This window comes from Sulfurimonas sp., assembly GCF_028694895.1.
Lineage (GTDB): Bacteria > Campylobacterota > Campylobacteria > Campylobacterales > Sulfurimonadaceae > Sulfurimonas.
Map to the genome: position 1 here is coordinate 1 of NZ_JAQVKA010000007.1, position 18040 is coordinate 18040.

Genomic DNA, 18040 nt, shown 5'->3' on the forward strand with positions numbered 1-18040 from the left:
TACTCTTCTTATTTTTATTATATAATGCAGAACCACTCTGCTTCTTGTTTTGCGCTAAACTTCTAAGTTTACATCTTAATTAATTTAATTCATTATGCATAATCCGAAAGTGTCAACTATGACTTCACTCTCTCTTTGTGCCATGCATTTTATACTTTTTAAGTAGGAACTTCAATTTTGTCAAACATAGTAGTTTGAACATAAAAATTTTAACCGAAAAAAGTAAATTTGTAAAAGATGGGTAGCAATAGGGTAACAATGAAGTTTTTTTCGTAAGCTTAAAGTGTTGTTTAGAAGCCTATTTTATGAGGTTTTAAAGGATTTTAAAGTGGTGGACCCTCAGAGATTCGAACTCTGGGAGGTATAACCCTCGCCGGTTTTCAAGACCGGTGCAATCGACCAACTCTGCCAAAGATCCACGTTTGTAAATGAAGTAATTATAAATAATTGGAGGTGCCACCCAGATTTGAACTGGGGATAGCAGCTTTGCAGGCTGCGGCCTTACCACTTGGCGATGGCACCAGATCAACAAAAATTTATAACAATGGTGCCCGAAGCCGGACTTGAACCGGCACACCCTTACGAGCGAGGGATTTTAAATCCCTTGTGTCTACCGATTTCACCACCCGGGCAGGGTATTTCTAAGATATCGGATATCTTCTATTTTGTATATTTAATGGAGCGGGAAACGAGGTTCGAACTCGCGACCCCAACCTTGGCAAGGTTGTGCTCTACCACTGAGCTATTCCCGCATCTACGCACTTATTGATTTTAAGTGAGCGGAATTATAGCCACTTTATTTTTGTTTGTAAAGAGTTTTTATAAAAAAAAATAGAAATAATGTTATAATCGCATCAATAATGAAAAATAACAAATATATATAAAGGATTTTTATGAGAAGTGATACTATAAAAAAGGGATTTGATAAAGCACCTCACCGCTCACTACTCCGTGCAACAGGCCTAAAAGACGAAGATTTTGACAAGCCGTTCATTGGAATAGCAAACAGTTATATAGACATTATCCCAGGGCATTTCTTTTTGCATGAGTATGGCGAAATAGTTAAAGCGGCGATTCGTGAAGCGGGCGGAGTTCCGTTCGTATTTAACACTATTGGCGTCGATGATGGTATTGCTATGGGGCATGATGGAATGCTCTACTCTCTTCCTTCTCGTGAAATTATTGCAGACTCTATAGAGACAGTTATGAACGCACATAAACTTGACGCACTTATCTGTATCCCAAACTGTGACAAGATTGTCCCAGGTATGATTATGGGTGCACTCCGCGTTAATGTTCCTACTATTTTTGTCTCTGGCGGGCCAATGGCTGCAGGGCATAAAGCAGATGGTACGCCTATCGATTTATCGACCGCTTTTGAGGCTGTTGGTCAGCATGCCGAAGGAAAAATGACAGATGAAGAGCTGTATGAGATAGAGTGCAACGCATGCCCAAGTGGCGGAAGTTGTTCTGGTATGTTTACTGCAAACTCTATGAATACTCTTTGTGAAGCCATGGGTATAGCTCTTCCTGGAAATGGGACAGTTCTGGCTATGACACCAAAACGTATAGAGATGGTTAAAGCGGCTGCTAAGAGAATTGTTGAGATGGCAAAGGCTGATGATAGCAAGTACAATCTGAAAAATGTACTCAATGAAAAAGCTATTCACAACGCATTTGTTGTAGATATGGCAATGGGTGGAAGCTCAAACACTGTTCTTCATATGTTGGCAATTGCAAGAGAGGCTGGCGTTGAGTATAAGATTGAGAAAATTAATGAGATAGCTGACAGTGTCGCTCACATCGCTAAAATATCTCCTTCATTAACAACTGTTCATATGGATGATATAGACAAGGCTGGCGGAGTTAATGCGGTTATGAAAGAGATAAGTAGAAGAGGGGGACTTCTTTATCTTGATAACCCTACTGTTACTGGCGAAACACTTGGCGAGAGAATAAAAGATGCAGTGATTTTGGATGAAAGTATTATTCATACAAATGAAAATGCTTACTCTCAAATCGGTGGACTCTCAATCCTTTTTGGAAACTTAGCAACTGAGGGTGCAGTTGTAAAAACTGCCGGAATCGAGCTAAGTATGAGACAATTTAAAGGCACAGCGATCTGCTTTAACTCTCAACCAGAAGCCATTACTGGAATAATGAAGCATAAAGTAAAACCTGGAAATGTTGTAGTTATCCGTTATGAAGGACCAAAAGGTGGACCAGGTATGCAGGAGATGCTTGCACCTACTGCACTTATTCAAGGAATGGGACTTGGCGATAGCGTAGCTCTTATAACTGATGGTCGATTCAGCGGTGCTACAAAGGGTGCTAGTATCGGGCATGTCTCTCCAGAAGCTGCTGAGGGTGGTTTGATAGCGTTTATCGAGGATGGTGATGAGATAGAGTTAGATACTGATAAACACCTCTTACGCTTAAATGTTAGTGACGATGTAATAGCAAAAAGAAAAGCAAACTATAAACCTTACAAAAATGAGGTTAAATCAAAATGGCTAAAGCGTTATCAGCTTTTAGTCTCAAACGCTTCAAACGGCGCAATTTTAAAAACTGAACTTTAAGAAAGATAGGAAGATATTTTGGATGCAATAGCAATAAAACATAATGGTGAAATTATCGACATGCAAACTGCCAAAGAGTGTGGGTTTGAAGGAGAGCAGATACATCTTGATAACTCTGAAGAGTCTTTAAATGTTTTAAGACATTCAACCGCTCATCTTATGGCTCAAGCTATAAAATCTCTCTATCCTGATGCTAAGTTTTTTGTTGGACCAAATGTAAAAGAGGGGTTTTACTATGACTTTAAAACTTCTAGCGAGATTGGTGAGGGTGATTTAAAAAACATTGAAAAAGAGATGTTGTCTCTTGCTAAGAAAAAATACGAGATACAAAAGTATGAAATCTCTATGGATGAAGCAAAAGAGAAGTTTAAAGACGACCATCTAAAACTCTCAGTTATGCAACGCATCAAAAGTGATAGAGTATCGATATACAAGCAAGGCGAGTTTGAAGACCTATGTCGCGGCCCACACTTACCAAACATTGGACTTATAAGACACTTTAAACTTACTAAAATAGCTGGTGCTTATCTTGGAGGAGACTCTAAAAATGAGATGCTAACTCGTATATATGGTATAGCATTCGCAGATAAAGAGTCTTTAAAAGCTTATCTTGACATGATGGCAGAAGCTGAGAAGAGAGATCACCGTAAGATAGGCGCAGAGATGAAGATGTTTACTTTCCGTGAAGAAGTAGGGGCTGGATTTCCTATCTGGCTTCCAGCGGGTGGACGTCTTCGTGCAAGACTTGAATCACTTCTTTTTAAAGCGCACCGTAAACGTGGATATGAGCCTGTAAGAGGCCCAGAGATGCTTAGAAGTGATCTTTGGAAAACATCAGGGCATTACCAAAACTATGGCGAAAACATGTACTTTACAAATATAGACGAGATAGAGTTTGGTGTAAAACCGATGAACTGTGTCGGACATATCAAGATATACGAAGAAAACTTGCACTCATACAGAGATTTACCTCTGAAATATTTTGAATATGGTGTTGTTCATCGTCATGAGATGACAGGTGCGCTTCATGGACTCTTCAGAGTTCGTGAGTTTACTCAAGATGATGCGCATATCTTTTGTAGAGCAGATCAAATTGAAGAGCAAATCATTGAAGTAGTTGATTTTGTTGATAAAATCATGTCTACATTTGAGTTTAATTATAAAATGATGCTCTCAACTAAACCAGAAAAAGCAGTTGGAGATGATGATGTGTGGGAAGTTTCTACACAGGCACTAAAAAATGCAATGGACAAAAACGGCCTTATTTATGAGATAGATGAGGGTGGCGGAGCTTTTTATGGTCCAAAAATAGATATAAAAATCACTGATGCAATTGGGCGAGAGTGGCAGTGTGGTACTATCCAGTTGGACTTTAACCTACCTGCAAGATTTGAGCTAGAGTATAACGGTGAGAATAATGACAAAATTCAGCCAGTTATGATACATAGAGCAATTTTAGGTTCTTTTGAGCGTTTTATTGGTATATTAACAGAGCATTACGCTGGAGAGTTTCCAATGTTTATCGCTCCAACTCAAGTAGCAATCGTTCCAATTGCCGCTGCGCATAACGATTATGCCAAAGAGTTATCAGACAAATTGCTTGATTTAGGGGCTGATAGTGAAATCTACTCAAAGAATGACTCTTTAAACAAAAGAATCAGAACAGCAGAGAAAACAAGAGTGCCTATGCTTGTGATTATAGGTGATGAAGAAGTTGCATCTCGTAGTGTTGCCGTGCGTGACAGAAGAACTAGAGAGCAGTACAACTTAGGTGAGAGTGAATTTCTCTCTCTTATACAAACTAAAATAAATGAGGTAAATTTTTGAGTAAAAAAACAGACCGTGTCATAATGAATGACGATATCCGCGTTTCAGAGTTGCGTTGTAATGTAGATGGAGCAGAATCACTTGGGATTATCTCAACTGATGAAGCTATGAAAAAGGCAAATGAGTTAGGTTTAGATTTAGTTTTAATTGCTCCAGATGCGACACCTCCTGTTGCCAAGATTATGGATTACGGTAAGTATAGATACCAAGAAGAGAGAAAACTCAAAGAGCAAAAGAAAAATCAAGTAAAAATTGATGTTAAAGAGATTAAACTCTCTGTGAAAATTGCCGAAAATGACATTAACTATAAAGTTAAGCATGCTAAAGAGTTCTTATCAGAAGGCAAGCATGTAAAGTTTCGCGTATTTTTAAAAGGCCGTGAGATGGCTAACCCAGAATCAGCAAAAGATGTTCTTTTAAGAGTTTGGACAATGATAGAAGATGTTGCAGTGATGGATAAAGAGCCTAAATTTGAAGGCCGTTACTACAACATGTACGTAGTTCCTCAGAAATAATACATTTCCTTAAAAAATAAAGCCCTCTTTTTCAAGAGGCTTTAATCTTCAAAAACAAATCATCAAAAAATTGAGTACTATTGCGTTTATAATTTAAAGCACAAAAGATACTACTTATGAAAAAAATATCAGCACTTACTTTAAGCATCTTAACAATAGTTATTTTTTGGCTTTTAGCTGGAGAATTCTTTACTTTAAAAGAGAGTAGTGCTTCATCTTCAAAACTTCAATGTGTCTCTTATGCACCTTTTTCAAAAGATGAATCTCCTCTTACTTCTTCAGGCGTAATTGTTGTCTCAGAAGAGTTGGTAAGAAATGATTTGGTGCTACTTGCAAAACAGACTTCTTGTATAAGAACATACTCAACACTAGGGCTAGAGATAGTTCCAAAGATAGCAAGAGAAAATGGACTTATGATGTACATGGGTGCATGGGTCAGCAGTGATAAAATCAATACTCAAAAAGAGATAAATAAACTTATAGAGCTTGTACGTAAAAATCAAGATGTGATAAAAGCTGTAATAGTAGGCAATGAAGTCCTTCTTCGCGGGGACACAAGTGAAAATCAACTAGTGAGTTATATCAAACAAGTAAAAGAGGCGCTGCCAGAGACTAAAGTAACTTACGCTGATGTATGGGAGTTTTGGGTAAAGCATCCAAAGATAAGAGAAGTTACAGATTTTGTGACAATTCATATCTTGCCTTACTGGGAAGATGAGCCAAAAAATATAAAAAAATCTATTGGTCATTTAGCGGATGTAAGGGGCGAAGTAGAAGCCCTTTTGGGAGATAAAAATATTCTCATAGGTGAAACTGGCTGGCCATCAGAAGGCAGAATGAGAGAAGATGCGCATCCAAGCAAGATAAATCAGGCTATTTTTATAAGAGAATTTGTTAAGTTAGCAGATAAAAATTCTTGGGATTACAACATTATTGAGGCGTTTGATCAACCTTGGAAAAGAGTAAGTGAGGGCGCAGTTGGGGGCTTCTGGGGACTTTTTGATAAAGATAGAGTTGATAAAGGAGTTCTAAGTTCAGAGGTATCAAACTTTTCAAACTACAAAATTTTGATGTTTGGCTCAATCACTCTTGTATTACTCTTCTCTCTAGTTCTAAAAAATAAGGAAATAAGCAGAAAAAACTTAGCTCTTTTTTATCTATTTAACACTCTTTTTGCTATTTTATTTACTCTTGGACTTGAGCAGTACAGAGTTACCATAAGAGATGTCTGGGAGTTTATTTGGGCGACACTGGTTATATGTGTACATCTCTCTCTCTATTATTTAACAGTTGCATATATCTCACATGATAGAGCAGCCTATGTTGTTGGGGTTAAAGATGTTTTATCACAGAAGACAAGAGGTGTGGATGCCTTTTTAATGCTTCTTTTTTATATCTCATCTGTTTTAGTTGTTATTTTAAATCTCTCTCTTGCATTTGATGGAAGGTATAGAAACTTTGAAGTTTATATGTTTGCAATCTCTATTATCTCATTTGTGTTTTTATATAGAAAAGCATACACAAAATTTATCTTTGGCAGATTTGAAAAAATCATTTTTGCAATAATTTTACTAACATCGCTTACTATTTTTATAAACGAGACATATCTGAATCTATTTTCAAATATATGGGTTCTAATCTCGCTTGGATATGCTTATATGCTATATATAGGAACTAAGCAGGTTTCATATAACGAGCTAAGAAAAGTTACGATTTATATTATCCTCTCTCTTGCTCTGTTTTGGGCACTGAAATACGGTTTTTTAAGAAATAGTGCTCTTATTTTGGAGTGTGGTAATAAGTCATCATCTTTGTATTGCTCTATCAGAGACTCTTTAGGACTTTATATCTATCTTGGATATTTTGGTATTGGAGCTTTAATAGTGGCGCTTGTTGGGTATTTTACAAATGATAAAGTGGTGCTTTTTTTAGCTTTGATAGCCTCCATTGGAGCTATCGTTTTAGGAAATACCACTCTTGGAGCAATTGTGTTTTTAGCTACGCTTTATAAGTCTATAGAAGTTGATTCTTGATAAACTCTAAGTAGTGCCCCTCTTCATCTTCTAACTCTGCGTGTGTGCCTCTTTGAACAATCTTGCCATTGTCTAAAACATAGATAGTATCTGCATTTTTTACAGTGCTTAGTCTATGTGCGATAGTGATGACAGTTTTGTCTTTAAGGAGCGGTACTATAGATGCATAGAGTTTTGCTTCAGTGTGAACGTCAAGTGCAGAAGTTGATTCATCAAAAAGCACAACGCTAGGATTTGCGATAATCATTCTAGCTATGCTTAAGCGTTGACGTTGACCGCCTGATAGTCTGATGCCATGATGACCTACGATAGTGTCTAGCCCATTTGGCATACCACTTACCATCTCTTTGAGCTCTGCTATTTCTAAAGCTTTGTGTATCTGCTCATCTGTTATGTTCTCATCTCCCATTGAGATATTAAATCTCAAAGTAGAGTTAAATAGTATTGGCATTTGAAGCACTAAAAAAATCTTCTCTCTTATAGAAGTTTTGTCTAAAGTTTCACTATCTTCGCCGTTATATTTAAGCGAGCCACTACTTTTTTCATAAAAGCCAGAGATAATCTGAGCTAGAGTTGTTTTTCCACTTCCACTAGCTCCAATGAGAGCGATTTTAGAACCAGCTTTAATATCAAGTGATATGTCTTGAAGTATGTCTTTATCTTTTGTATATGAAAAAAAGAGATTTTTTAAAGAGATATCTACCTCATTTGAGTCTATCTTTTTCTCACCACTATGCTCTTTTTGTAAAGCTAGGATTTTGTTTAAACGCTTGATAGCCCCAGAAGCTGAAGCATAGCTATACTGCATAGAGATGATATCTTGAACCGGAGTCATGATAAACCAGATATATCCAAACATGGCAAACATCATACCAATACTCAAATCACTATAAGCAACTAGTAAAAGCCCAGATGCACGTAAAAGCTCAAATATAACTAAAAATATAGTGTAAGAGAGTCTCTCGTATGCAACACTTTTATATCCATACTCATTTGAAGCTATTTGAATCTCTTTTGCATCTTTGATTGCATTTGAGAAGAAGAAAGACTCTTTATTACTCGCTTTTATCTGCCCAAAGAGCTCTAGAGTCTCCGCTGTATTGTTTTGAAAAGTCTCAATCTTTTGATTCTCTTCTTTTTTTAGTATGCCAACTTTCTTTGACATGTTTTTACTAAGTAGCATGATAAGAGGCTGAATAATTAAAATCAAAATACCCAAGATTGGGTCAATTGCAATCATTACCACACCAACTGCAACAAGTGTTAAAACAGAAGCTACAAAACGGCTCACACTGCTCATGATAAAGGTGTCAAGAGTGTTTACATCTGTTACTAAGTTTGCAGTAATCGCGCCGCTTCCTATAGTTTCATACTCATTCATAGAGGTTGCTCTTAGGTGATTTAAGAGCTCTATTCTTATCATAAAGGTTACATGTTTTGATATTTTTGTAAATATTTTTGTTGTAATAACCCCAAATACATAGTAGATAAAGCGTAAAAAGACAACTCCAAGAGCTACTAAAGCGATATAGAAAAATGGAGTTGTTTTGCCAAATAGATAGTCTATATTATTTACAAAAAAAGCTGGTTTGTCTAAAAGAATCTCATCGACCATAACAGGAAGCATAAGAGGTACAGGTATGCTTACTAGTATACCAAGTAGGGTGAGTAGTTGTCCATATATTAGAGCGGGTCTCTTTTGTAAAATAAGAGCAAAAAGCCTCTTTAGGGTAATTTGCTCTACTTTCATAAGAAGACTATTTAGAGATTTGAGATATCAGATCATCTTTTTGTATTGCATCTGATACATACTTGACGATGATAAGTTTTTCAGTATCGTTAATATACCACTCAGCGATATCGGCACTCTCTAAGTTTTTTAGTTTTGTAGTATCTACATCTTCTTGAGGTAGATAAAGATGAGAATATTTTGTTGGATTTTGAAGTCTAAGTGTCCATAAAAACCATAAGAAAGCAACTACGCCAACAGAGATACCAATAGTCTCACGGTCACTAATCCCTAAAAGAAGACCAGCAGATGTTCCTCCTATAAATGTAGCAAAATATGCGATAGAGTTTGAAATACCAAGTGCTGCACCTTTTTGATGTACTTTTGCAAACTTTGTTATCATTGATTGAACAAGCGGCTCCATCATGTTAAAGGCAACAAAAAAGAAAACTACTCCAACAACAAAAACAAAACTTGAAGTTGTAAGACCCATAATCAAAAATGAAGCAACAAAAAGAGCAATCGAGGCTAAAAATATCTCTTTTGGTTTATTGTATTTTTCGCCAAAAACAGCAGCTGGACCCATAGCAACAAGACCAAAAACCATAGCAGGTAGATATGCCATGTAAAGGTCTGATTTCTCCCAAGCAAAAGCATCACTTGTTAAAATAATAGGAATAAGAACAAAAGCGATAGTCATAAGACCTTTTTGCATTGCATTTATAATAATCATATTTAAAAGGTTAGGATCTTTTAAAATATCTGATGTTTTTGTAGTTGCGTGGTAAGTATGTTTAATCTTTGGTGGAGTTGGTACTTTTGTAAAGAGTAAGATTATCGCAAGAACAGCAAAAACTGCAGTTAATATAAATAGAAACTCAACACCATATTTTGCACCAATAACAGGACCAAGACCCATTGCAAGAGCAAAGCTAAGAGCGATAGAAGCACCCATAATGGCCATAGCTTTACCACGAATCTCCTCAGCAACTAAGTCAGAAATCATAGCAGTAATTACTGAGCCAATTGCTCCAGCACCCTGTAAAAAACGACCAATCATAAGTGTATAGATATCAGTAGAGTAAGCACACATTATAGAACCAACTAGAAAAATTAAAAGACCAACAAGAAGAGTTGGCTTTCTCCCGATTTTATCACTCATAGTTCCAAAAGGAACTTGAAAAATTGCTTGAGTAAGCGCATAACCGCCAACAACGATACCAACAAGAAGAGGAGTAGAGCCTTCAAGCTCTAAGGCAAAGACAGATATAACAGGTAGAACTAGAAATAGACCAAGAAATCTCAGCGAAAGAATTGCAGAGAGGGGGAAGACTTTTTTAAACATTGTGTGCCTTAATATAGTATATAATTCGCAATTATAATAAAAAGATTGTTTATGCAAACTTTGCCGAGCAAAAAAGTGTAACTTTAAAGTAAATACTAAGGAATCAATCATGACGCTTATATTGGCAACTTCCAACAAAGGCAAGGTAAAAGAGATCAAAGCACTTTGTAAAGATTTTGAGGTTATTCCTTACAGTGAGTTAATGGAAGAGTTTGAAATCATAGAAGATGCAGATAGCTTTAAAGGCAATGCTCTTATAAAAGCTAGAGCTGTATTTAAGGCACTTAGTAAAAAAGATGAGTATAAAGATATTGTAGTTTTAGCAGATGATAGTGGCATAAGCGTTGATGTACTAGGTGGTGCACCCGGAATTTATAGTGCTAGATATGCATCAAATGCTGCATCTGAGAAAGATAATCTTTATAAGCTTATTGATGAGGTAAAGAAAATGGGTGTAAATAGCTCAGCTGCTCATTACACAGCAGCAATTGCTATAGTTACGCCAAAATATGAGTACAGTGTGCATGGTTGGATGTATGGAAATGTGACAACAGAAACTAGGGGTGATAAAGGGTTTGGATATGACCCTATGTTTATTCCCCTAGGCTATGATAAAACACTCGCAGAGTTGGATGATGAGATCAAGAAAAGTATATCTCATCGTGCTAAAGCGCTTAGTTTAGCAAAGATAATTCTTCAAACTCTATAAAATTTTTTTACTTAAATTGTAAATAGAAGCCTCAAAACTCTCTAAAAACAGAGTAAGTTTTGATTTGTAGATAGCTAGTGTTTTCATACTCTCTCCTTATGATTAGCATAAGCAAACAGTATTCCAAGATTTTTAGTTAAAAATTAAAAGTAAAACTACACCAAAAATAATGCGATAAACCCCAAAAAATACAAATGTAAACTTCTCTAAAAATTTCAAAAAAAGCTTTATGCTTAGATATGCAACGATAAATGAGGTAACAAATCCAACACCTAAAACGATTAGATTTGCTTCGCTAAAATCTCTGTAATGTTTAAGCAAATCATATGCAGATACAGCTCCCATAACTGGAAAAGCAAGTAAAAAACTAAACTCAGCACTTGCCTTTCTGCTAAGACCAACAAGAAGTGCCCCAATAATAGTTGAACCAGCTCTGCTTGTCCCAGGGATTAGTGCAAAGATTTGAGCAAAGCCAATGATTAGCGATTGTTTAAATGAAATAGCTTCGACTTCATAAATGGTTTTTTCATCTTCATGTATAAAAAACTTCTCTACAATTAAAAATATAATACCGCCGATTATAAACATAATAGCCACGATTTGTACGCTAAATAGCTCTTTGATCTGAGATGAAAATATAAAACCAATGATAGCTAAGGGTAAAAAAGCGATAAAAACCTTCGTCCATAAATCAATCTTTTTGAGAGTAAATTTATCTTTGTAGTTAAAAATTACAGCTAATATTGCTGAGAATTGTATGATGACTTCATATGCTTTGTTAATGGTATTTTGCTCTAGGCCTAAAAGCTCACTAGCAACTATAAGATGCCCCGTAGATGAGATTGGTAAGAACTCTGTAAAGCCTTCAATAGCACCTAAAATTATAGAATCGAATATGGTCATAAAAAAGCCCTTGATAAAGTTAAATTTTGATTTTTTTATTACAATTTTAACACAAAATAGATGTTATACACTTTAGTAAAAAGAGTGATATCTAGTTCATAATTCTCGAAAACTTGTTTTCGTAGCTTTAGGGGGTTGGAAGGGACTTTAGTCCCTCCCACTAAAACGGACGTGTTCGTTTTAGTGCGTATATCAAATAAAAGTAAAGAGTCACTTTAGGTTATTTTGATATAATGCGAGGTTTTAAATTATAATATATTAGGAACTCTCACATGTTACTTTTCACGCCTGGACCTACTCCTGTACCTCAAAATGTTCGTAATGCGATGAGTGATGAGACTATGCACCACCGCACACCTGAATTTGAAGCTATTTTCGAAAAGACAAGAAAACATCTTTTTAATCTTTTTGGCAGCGATGAGGTAGTTATGCTCTCATCAAGCGGTACAGGTGCTATGGAAGCAGCTGTTATCAACCTTACTCACAACACTCTTTTAAATGTTAACTCAGGTAAATTTGGCGAGAGATTTGGAAAAATCGCTCTCTCTCATGGGCTTGGAAATGTTGAGATAAAAAATGAGTGGGATACAGCTGTAACTGTTGATGAAGTTATAAAAGCTATCAAAGAAAACTCTAACATTGACGCGATTGCAGTTCAGATAAGTGAATCTGCTGGTGGTCTTCGCCATCCAGTTGAAGCAATTGCTAAGGCTGTAAAAGAGTTAAATCCAAACATTATGATAATCGCTGATGGCATTACTGCTGTTGGTGTTGAAAAGATTGACATAACTAACATTGATTGTCTAATCGCTGGAAGTCAAAAAGCACTTATGCTTCCTCCAGGGCTTGCTATCTTAGGTTTGAGTAACGTTGCCATAGAGAAGATTGGCAAAGGTAGAGGTTACTACTTCAACCTTGCAACAGAGATAAAATCTCAAAGAAAAAATACCACTGCTTGGACAGCTGCTACAACCCTTACAATAGGGCTTTTAGAGATACTAGAGACTATTGAGAGAAATGGTGGACTTGATAACCTCTACGCTGAAACTGCAAATAGAGCAGAAGCTGTAATGGCTTCTCTTAGAGCAATTGGGTTACATGTATATCCAAAAACTCCAGCACTTTCAATGACAACCATTGATGATGAAGATGCATCAAAAATTAGAAAAATTTTAAAAACTGATTTTGGTGTAAACGTTGCAGGTGGACAAGATCACTTAGATGGAAAGATTTTTCGTATAAATCAGATGGGGTTAATCCCAGCATATGAAGTCTCTTGGGTTGTAAACTCTGTTGAGCTTGCTCTTAGCAAACTTGGACGCAGAGCATACAATGGAGAGGCAAACAGAGTCTTTAATGAAAAATATTTCAAAGTTGGCAAGTAAATAATGATACTTGAACATGAAATTCCTAGTGGCTCAAAACTCTACTTTGGCAATAGTGCTAAGATAAAAAGAGAGATTGAAAAAGTTGCTAGTGATATTTTGTACTCTAGAGGATTTGAAGAGATAGTTACACCGATATTTTCATATCATCAACATAAAAGTATAGCTAATGAAAAAGAGCTTATAAAAGTAAATGATGAAAAAAATAACTCTATCTCTCTTAGAGCAGACTCTACGATAGATGTTGTAAGAATCATAGAGAAGAGACTTGGAAGAAATACAGAGCATAAAAAGTGGTTTTATATTCAGCCTGTTTTTCGCTATCCTACAGAAGAGCAGTATCAAATTGGTGTTGAGTTTATGGGAGAAGATAAGCTCTCATCAGTTTTAAACATTGCAATAGAGATTTTTAAAGTGTTAGAAGTTTACCCTCTTATCCAAATCTCAAATATGATGATACCTAAGCTTTTAGTAGAGATATTTGATGATTTAACTCTTGATGATTTTAGACATACAAATATAGAGAAATTTTTAGCTCAAAAGAGTGATTGGTTAGAGAAACTTGTCTATCTTCAACATCCAGAACAAGTAGATGAACTCTTAGAAATTGTTCCCTCGAAGATAAAAGTTGAGTTAGAAAAAATGAAAAATCTATGCGAAGCAATAGGTTGCCCAAATAGTGTTTTAGCACCTACATACTACGCAAAAATGCTCTATTATGATGAGCTATTTTTTAGAGTTATTGATAAAAATGAGGTTTACGCTAGAGGCGGAAGATATAAAAATCTAGAGCTTAGTTCTGTAGGTTTTGCAATTTACACAGATGTACTTATAGAGACGAAAGCAAAATAGAGGAATGAAATGAAAGCAGATTTGATAGTTGGCATACAGTGGGGCGATGAGGGCAAAGGAAAAATTGTCGATAGATTGGCAAAAGAGTACGATATGGTTTGTAGAAGCCAAGGCGGTCACAATGCTGGACATACGATTTGGGTAGATGGTGTTAGATACGCGCTTCATCTTATTCCTTCTGGTATTTTAAATCCTAAGGCGATAAACGTTATAGGAAATGGTGTTGTTCTCTCTCCTGAGTCTATCATCAAAGAGATGGTGCAGTTTGAAGGGCTTGAGGGAAGACTCTTTATCTCTGATAAGGCGCACCTAAATCTATCTTACCACTCTTTGATTGACCAAGCTCGTGAAAAACTTAAAGGCGATAAAGCCATAGGAACAACGGGTAAAGGAATAGGACCTGCATATTCGGATAAAATTAACCGTGTAGGTCTGCGAGTTGGAGAACTTTTAAATCCAGCAAAGCTTTGTGATAGCATACTTGAGTATTTTGAGCAAAATAGAGATATTTTTAAAATTTTAGATATTAAAACACCAAATAAAAATGAGTTGTTAGAAGAGTTAAAAGGGTATAGCCAAAAACTATCTCCTTTTATTACAGACACAACACAGCTTCTTTGGAGAGCACTTGATAAAGAGAACAAAAGAGTTCTTCTAGAGGGTGCGCAGGGAACGATGCTTGACATTGACCATGGAACTTACCCATACGTAACTTCAAGCTCAACTGTTAGTGCTGGTGCATGTACAGGGCTTGGTATAAATGCTAAAGATATTGGCAAAGTTATAGGAATCGTAAAAGCTTACTGTACGCGTGTTGGTAATGGCCCTTTTCCTAGTGAAGATTTAGGTGCTGATGGAAAGCTTCTTGGGCAGAGAGGACATGAGTTTGGTACAACGACAGGACGTGCAAGAAGATGCGGTTGGTTTGATGCTGTTGCATGTAGATATGCAAGTCGTTTAAATGGATGTGACGAACTAGCTCTTATGAAACTAGATGTCCTTGATGGTTTTGATGAGATCAAAGTATGTGTAGCTTATGATTTAAATGGTGTTGAAATTGATTATCTTCCAGCAAACTTGGAAGATGTTAAACCAATTTACAAGTCATTTAAGGGATGGGATAAAACAGAAGGTGCTAGAACATTTGGTGAACTTCCAAAAGAGGCACAAGAGTATATAAAAGCTATAGAAGAGATAACAAAAACAAAAGTTGGTATAATCTCTACATCACCAGAGAGAGAAGATACAATAATTTTATAAAGTCTCTTCTTTCGTAGAGGCAAAAAAGGAGGATACAATCGTGAAAAGCAGATTTACTCCACTTGTTAAAATTAAAAAAAGTGCTATGCAGCGTAGCGAACAGTTCATGCAAAGAGCAAACGTTAATCTCAATAGCGCTTCAACTGCACTTGAACTCTCTTATGGCTCTCTTAAAAATGTCGACTCTCCACAAAAAGGGAGTATGAGTGAGATGCTTGCCTCAAGAGCACTCCTTGCTTCCCAGCGAGAAGTAATAAACCACAACAAAGGGTGGGTAGCATTCGCCAAAAATCAAGTTATTCAAGCAAAAACCCAACTCAAAACAGATATGATTGAGTATGAAAAATTCCAATATTTAGAACTTCAAGAGATAAAAGCAGAGTTAAAAAAGATAAGTGTTAAAGAGGCAAAAGATTTGGATGAGATTGCTCTGATAACATATACGGGAAAAAAAAGATGATAAAAATATTTTTAATAGCACTGCTGATGCTACCACTTAGCGCACTTGAGACAAGTGATAAACTTTTTGAGTGTACAGAGATTTTTAAAGCTAGAAAAAGTGAGCTTCTTATCGAATTAGAGAGAATAGACGAGCAAAAGCAAGCACTTAGTGCACTTAAAGTAGCAACAGAAGAACTCTTAAAAAAAAGAGAGGCAAAAGTATCACAAGATGAGGAAAATATTTCAAAAGCACTTAGTGAAATAAGCCTTAAAGAGGAGTCTACTAAAGAGATGCTTCAGAAAAATGAAGAGATTTTAAAAGAGATAAAAGGTATTAAAATGCTTAAGATGTCGGAGACTTTTGCAAAGATGAAAGCATCAAATGCGGCAAACGTTTTATCTGAAATGGACGCGTTAGAAGCGGCTTCCATTTTATCATCACTTAAGCCAAAAACAATAGGAACAATTTTAAGTAAAATGGATGCTAAAAAAGCCTCAGAGCTGACACAACTCTTAAGTAAGTGAGTTTGATTTAAGAAAAATAAGATAAAATCAGCCAGAAACCATTTAAAATAGAGAGTTCAAATGTTAAGCAATATTAACTTTTATAATTTTATGCATAGACAAATATTAGTTTTAATTGCTCTATTCATCTCTACTGCTACCTCTTATATCCTTATCGGGATTGCTTACTCTTCTTATATTATTGAGCCTTTATGGTATCTGTTTGTGCTCATGCTTTCATACTGGGGCTATAAACTTTACAGAGAGTATTCAGACTATATCTTAACACTTCAAGAAAAAGAGATTTGGCTTAAAAAATTACGCTATTTTATATTTTCCTACTTCTCTTCATGGACAATTATGTTTGTTGTTTATGTAATGCGCGATAATATTGAACTTCACTATCTAGCTATCTTCACTCAGCTAGGCGTATCTGTAGTCGCTACTACAATCCTTGTTTCAGAGAAAAAACTGGCAATTTTTATACTAGCTTCCTCCATGCTTCCTGTTACAATATATCTTTTATTTATTGGGAAATTATATGCATATGTAATTGCAATATTAACTATTGTTCTTGCATGGGTTCTTCTGTATGGTGCAAGAAACACTTATGCTTATCTTCAAAGAAATAAATTTGAAGCTTATCATGATTACTTAACAAAACTTGGGAACAGACGCTACTTTGTTGAACTACTTAAAGATGCTATAAAGAAGCAAAGAAACAGTGGTGAATTCATGTTCCTTCTTTTAATAGATTTGGACCATTTTAAAACTATAAACGATACTCTAGGCCATGATATAGGAGACAAACTACTCAGAGAAGTTGCTTATAGAATGAAAACACTTGCAAAACTCAACCATAGCAATATATCAAGACTTGGTGGAGATGAATTTTGTCTGCTTAGTGATACTTACGAAGATAAAGTAAGTTGTTTAAAGCGTGCGCAAAGTTTTGCACAAGAACTCTTAGATTCAGTTAAACAGACTTATATAATAGATGCACAGCACCTATATATTAGTGCCAGCATTGGAGTAAGTATTATTGATAATCCAAAGATAACAGCAACCACTCTTATAAAAGAAGCTGATATAGCTATGTATGAAGCTAAATCAAAAGGTAGAGATGGGGTAATACTCTTTAGCAATGAGCTCTCAATTAGAGTAGAGAGAAAATTAGAAATAGAGAGACTTCTTCGTTTTGCTATACAAAAGGGCGAAATAACACTAAATTATCAGCCACAAGTAAATTTAAAAGATGAAATCATTGGGTGTGAAGCACTTGTTAGATGGAATAATGAACAACTGAAAAATGTTGGGCCAGATGAGTTCATACCCATTGCTGAGCAGTCAGGAATTATTATTGAACTTGGAAAATATATCTTAGAAGAGAGCTTTAAAACACTTAGTGAGTGGGATAAAAAGGGGATAAATTTAGAACAATTCTCAATAAACATTAGTATGAGACAGATGTTTTGTAACACATTTGTAGATGATGCAAAAGAATTATGTAACAGATATCTTTCTCCTACTCTTAGTTCAAAGCTGATTTTTGAGATGACAGAGACGAGTGCTGCGGAAGATGTGTCAAAACTTATAGAGATAATGAATAAAATCAAATCATGCGGTGTCCGTTTTTCAATGGATGATTTTGGTACAGGCTACTCATCGCTTAGTTATTTGCGTCAGATTCCAATCTATGAGTTAAAGATAGATAAATCTTTCATTAGTGAGTTGGATAATCCAAATAAAGAAATTAACATGGTAAAAATAATCCTAAATATTGCCAAAAACTTAGGACTAAAAGTTGTTGCCGAAGGCGTAGAGACCAAAACACAACAAGATTTTTTAATAGATGAAAAATGTGACATATTACAAGGATTCTATTTTTCAAAGCCTCTTAGTAAAGATAAGTTTGAAGAGTTTTTCTTAAAGAGTAAAATAAGTTCTTCCTAATGGTA

Annotated in this window: 14 protein-coding genes and 4 tRNA genes; 11 read left to right on the forward strand and 7 right to left on the reverse strand. The window is 35.7% G+C overall.

Features of this window, described 5'->3' with window-relative positions:
• Window positions 1-329: 329 nt before the first annotated feature.
• From PHI38_RS01980 to PHI38_RS01995, 4 genes are all read right to left on the reverse strand, one after another.
• Window positions 330-418 (reverse strand) — tRNA-Ser (locus PHI38_RS01980).
• 30 nt (window positions 419-448) lie between these two features.
• Window positions 449-522 (reverse strand) — tRNA-Cys (locus PHI38_RS01985).
• A 23-nt stretch (window positions 523-545) separates the two neighbouring features.
• Window positions 546-632: transfer RNA gene (locus PHI38_RS01990), tRNA-Leu, on the reverse strand.
• A gap of 45 nt (window positions 633-677) precedes the next feature.
• Window positions 678-752 (reverse strand) — tRNA-Gly (locus tag PHI38_RS01995).
• A 141-nt stretch (window positions 753-893) separates the two neighbouring features.
• Between PHI38_RS01995 and ilvD the strand changes: the two genes are divergently transcribed.
• The 4 genes from ilvD to PHI38_RS02015 all read left to right on the forward strand — a co-directional run bounded on the left by ilvD (window position 894) and on the right by PHI38_RS02015 (window position 6954).
• A complete protein-coding gene (gene ilvD, locus PHI38_RS02000; protein ID WP_299852065.1) occupies window positions 894-2579 on the forward strand; it encodes a dihydroxy-acid dehydratase in 1686 nt (561 codons plus the stop codon).
• A gap of 60 nt (window positions 2580-2639) precedes the next feature.
• A complete protein-coding gene (gene thrS / locus PHI38_RS02005) occupies window positions 2640-4406 on the forward strand; it encodes a threonine--tRNA ligase (protein WP_299852176.1) in 1767 nt (588 codons plus the stop codon).
• 23 nt (window positions 4407-4429) lie between these two features.
• Complete coding sequence (gene infC / locus PHI38_RS02010; protein ID WP_299852179.1) at window positions 4430-4921, forward strand: translation initiation factor IF-3; 492 nt, start codon at window positions 4430-4432, stop codon at window positions 4919-4921.
• 116 nt (window positions 4922-5037) lie between these two features.
• Window positions 5038-6954: a glycosyl hydrolase gene (locus tag PHI38_RS02015; protein WP_299852068.1), complete on the forward strand. Its 1917-nt coding sequence runs from the start codon at window positions 5038-5040 to the stop codon at window positions 6952-6954.
• Here PHI38_RS02015 and PHI38_RS02020 read toward each other — a convergent pair.
• Together PHI38_RS02020 and PHI38_RS02025 are read right to left on the reverse strand one after the other, a co-directional pair.
• On the reverse strand, window positions 6935-8704 hold the full coding sequence (locus tag PHI38_RS02020) for an ABC transporter ATP-binding protein (RefSeq protein ID WP_299852071.1): 1770 nt from the start codon (window positions 8702-8704) through the stop codon (window positions 6935-6937). The two genes, PHI38_RS02015 and PHI38_RS02020, sit on opposite strands and share 20 nt — an antisense overlap.
• Before the next feature lie 7 nt (window positions 8705-8711).
• Window positions 8712-10028, reverse strand: a complete 1317-nt coding sequence (locus PHI38_RS02025; protein WP_299852074.1) for an MFS transporter — start codon at window positions 10026-10028, stop codon at window positions 8712-8714.
• 109 nt (window positions 10029-10137) lie between these two features.
• On the opposite strand from PHI38_RS02025, the gene rdgB reads away from it, so the two are divergent.
• Window positions 10138-10737: an RdgB/HAM1 family non-canonical purine NTP pyrophosphatase gene (gene rdgB, locus PHI38_RS02030; RefSeq protein WP_299852077.1), complete on the forward strand. Its 600-nt coding sequence runs from the start codon at window positions 10138-10140 to the stop codon at window positions 10735-10737.
• 132 nt (window positions 10738-10869) lie between these two features.
• Here the strand turns inward: rdgB and PHI38_RS02035 are convergent, their stop codons facing one another.
• Window positions 10870-11640: an undecaprenyl-diphosphate phosphatase gene (locus PHI38_RS02035; RefSeq protein WP_299852080.1), complete on the reverse strand. Its 771-nt coding sequence runs from the start codon at window positions 11638-11640 to the stop codon at window positions 10870-10872.
• Window positions 11641-11912: 272 nt separating this feature from the next.
• Between PHI38_RS02035 and PHI38_RS02040 the strand changes: the two genes are divergently transcribed.
• Genes PHI38_RS02040 through PHI38_RS02065 form a run of 6 tightly spaced genes read left to right on the forward strand, consistent with a single transcriptional unit; the run spans window position 11913 to window position 18035 of the window.
• The gene (locus PHI38_RS02040) at window positions 11913-13025 is read left to right on the forward strand and encodes an alanine--glyoxylate aminotransferase family protein (protein ID WP_299852083.1); all 1113 of its coding nucleotides are present in this window, start codon (window positions 11913-11915) and stop codon (window positions 13023-13025) included.
• A 3-nt stretch (window positions 13026-13028) separates the two neighbouring features.
• A complete protein-coding gene (locus PHI38_RS02045) occupies window positions 13029-13877 on the forward strand; it encodes an ATP phosphoribosyltransferase regulatory subunit (protein ID WP_299852086.1) in 849 nt (282 codons plus the stop codon).
• Window positions 13878-13886: 9 nt separating this feature from the next.
• Complete coding sequence (locus PHI38_RS02050; protein WP_299852089.1) at window positions 13887-15137, forward strand: adenylosuccinate synthase; 1251 nt, start codon at window positions 13887-13889, stop codon at window positions 15135-15137.
• 40 nt (window positions 15138-15177) lie between these two features.
• Window positions 15178-15597 (forward strand): flagellar export protein FliJ, encoded by a 420-nt coding sequence (locus PHI38_RS02055; RefSeq protein ID WP_299852092.1) that lies wholly within the window; start codon window positions 15178-15180, stop codon window positions 15595-15597.
• The gene (locus tag PHI38_RS02060; RefSeq protein WP_299852095.1) at window positions 15594-16103 is read left to right on the forward strand and encodes a PDP protein; all 510 of its coding nucleotides are present in this window, start codon (window positions 15594-15596) and stop codon (window positions 16101-16103) included. Before PHI38_RS02055 ends, PHI38_RS02060 begins: the two co-directional genes overlap by 4 nt.
• Window positions 16104-16163: 60 nt before the next feature.
• On the forward strand, window positions 16164-18035 hold the full coding sequence (locus PHI38_RS02065; protein WP_299852098.1) for a bifunctional diguanylate cyclase/phosphodiesterase: 1872 nt from the start codon (window positions 16164-16166) through the stop codon (window positions 18033-18035).
• Window positions 18036-18040: the final 5 nt, after the last annotated feature.

Excerpts from the sequence above, each read along its gene's own strand:
- ilvD (WP_299852065.1), top strand. The coding sequence starts at position 894 with ATGAGAAGTGATACTATAAAAAAGGGATTTGATAAAGCACCTCACCGC.
- thrS (WP_299852176.1), top strand. The coding sequence starts at position 2,640 with ATGCAAACTGCCAAAGAGTGTGGGTTTGAAGGAGAGCAGATACATCTT.
- infC (WP_299852179.1), top strand. The coding sequence starts at position 4,430 with ATGAATGACGATATCCGCGTTTCAGAGTTGCGTTGTAATGTAGATGGA.
- PHI38_RS02015 (WP_299852068.1), top strand. The coding sequence starts at position 5,038 with ATGAAAAAAATATCAGCACTTACTTTAAGCATCTTAACAATAGTTATT.
- PHI38_RS02020 (WP_299852071.1), bottom strand. The coding sequence starts at position 8,704 with ATGAAAGTAGAGCAAATTACCCTAAAGAGGCTTTTTGCTCTTATTTTA.
- PHI38_RS02025 (WP_299852074.1), bottom strand. The coding sequence starts at position 10,028 with ATGTTTAAAAAAGTCTTCCCCCTCTCTGCAATTCTTTCGCTGAGATTT.
- rdgB (WP_299852077.1), top strand. The coding sequence starts at position 10,138 with ATGACGCTTATATTGGCAACTTCCAACAAAGGCAAGGTAAAAGAGATC.
- PHI38_RS02035 (WP_299852080.1), bottom strand. The coding sequence starts at position 11,640 with ATGACCATATTCGATTCTATAATTTTAGGTGCTATTGAAGGCTTTACA.
- PHI38_RS02040 (WP_299852083.1), top strand. The coding sequence starts at position 11,913 with ATGTTACTTTTCACGCCTGGACCTACTCCTGTACCTCAAAATGTTCGT.
- PHI38_RS02045 (WP_299852086.1), top strand. The coding sequence starts at position 13,029 with ATGATACTTGAACATGAAATTCCTAGTGGCTCAAAACTCTACTTTGGC.
- PHI38_RS02050 (WP_299852089.1), top strand. The coding sequence starts at position 13,887 with ATGAAAGCAGATTTGATAGTTGGCATACAGTGGGGCGATGAGGGCAAA.
- PHI38_RS02060 (WP_299852095.1), top strand. The coding sequence starts at position 15,594 with ATGATAAAAATATTTTTAATAGCACTGCTGATGCTACCACTTAGCGCA.
- PHI38_RS02065 (WP_299852098.1), top strand. The coding sequence starts at position 16,164 with ATGTTAAGCAATATTAACTTTTATAATTTTATGCATAGACAAATATTA.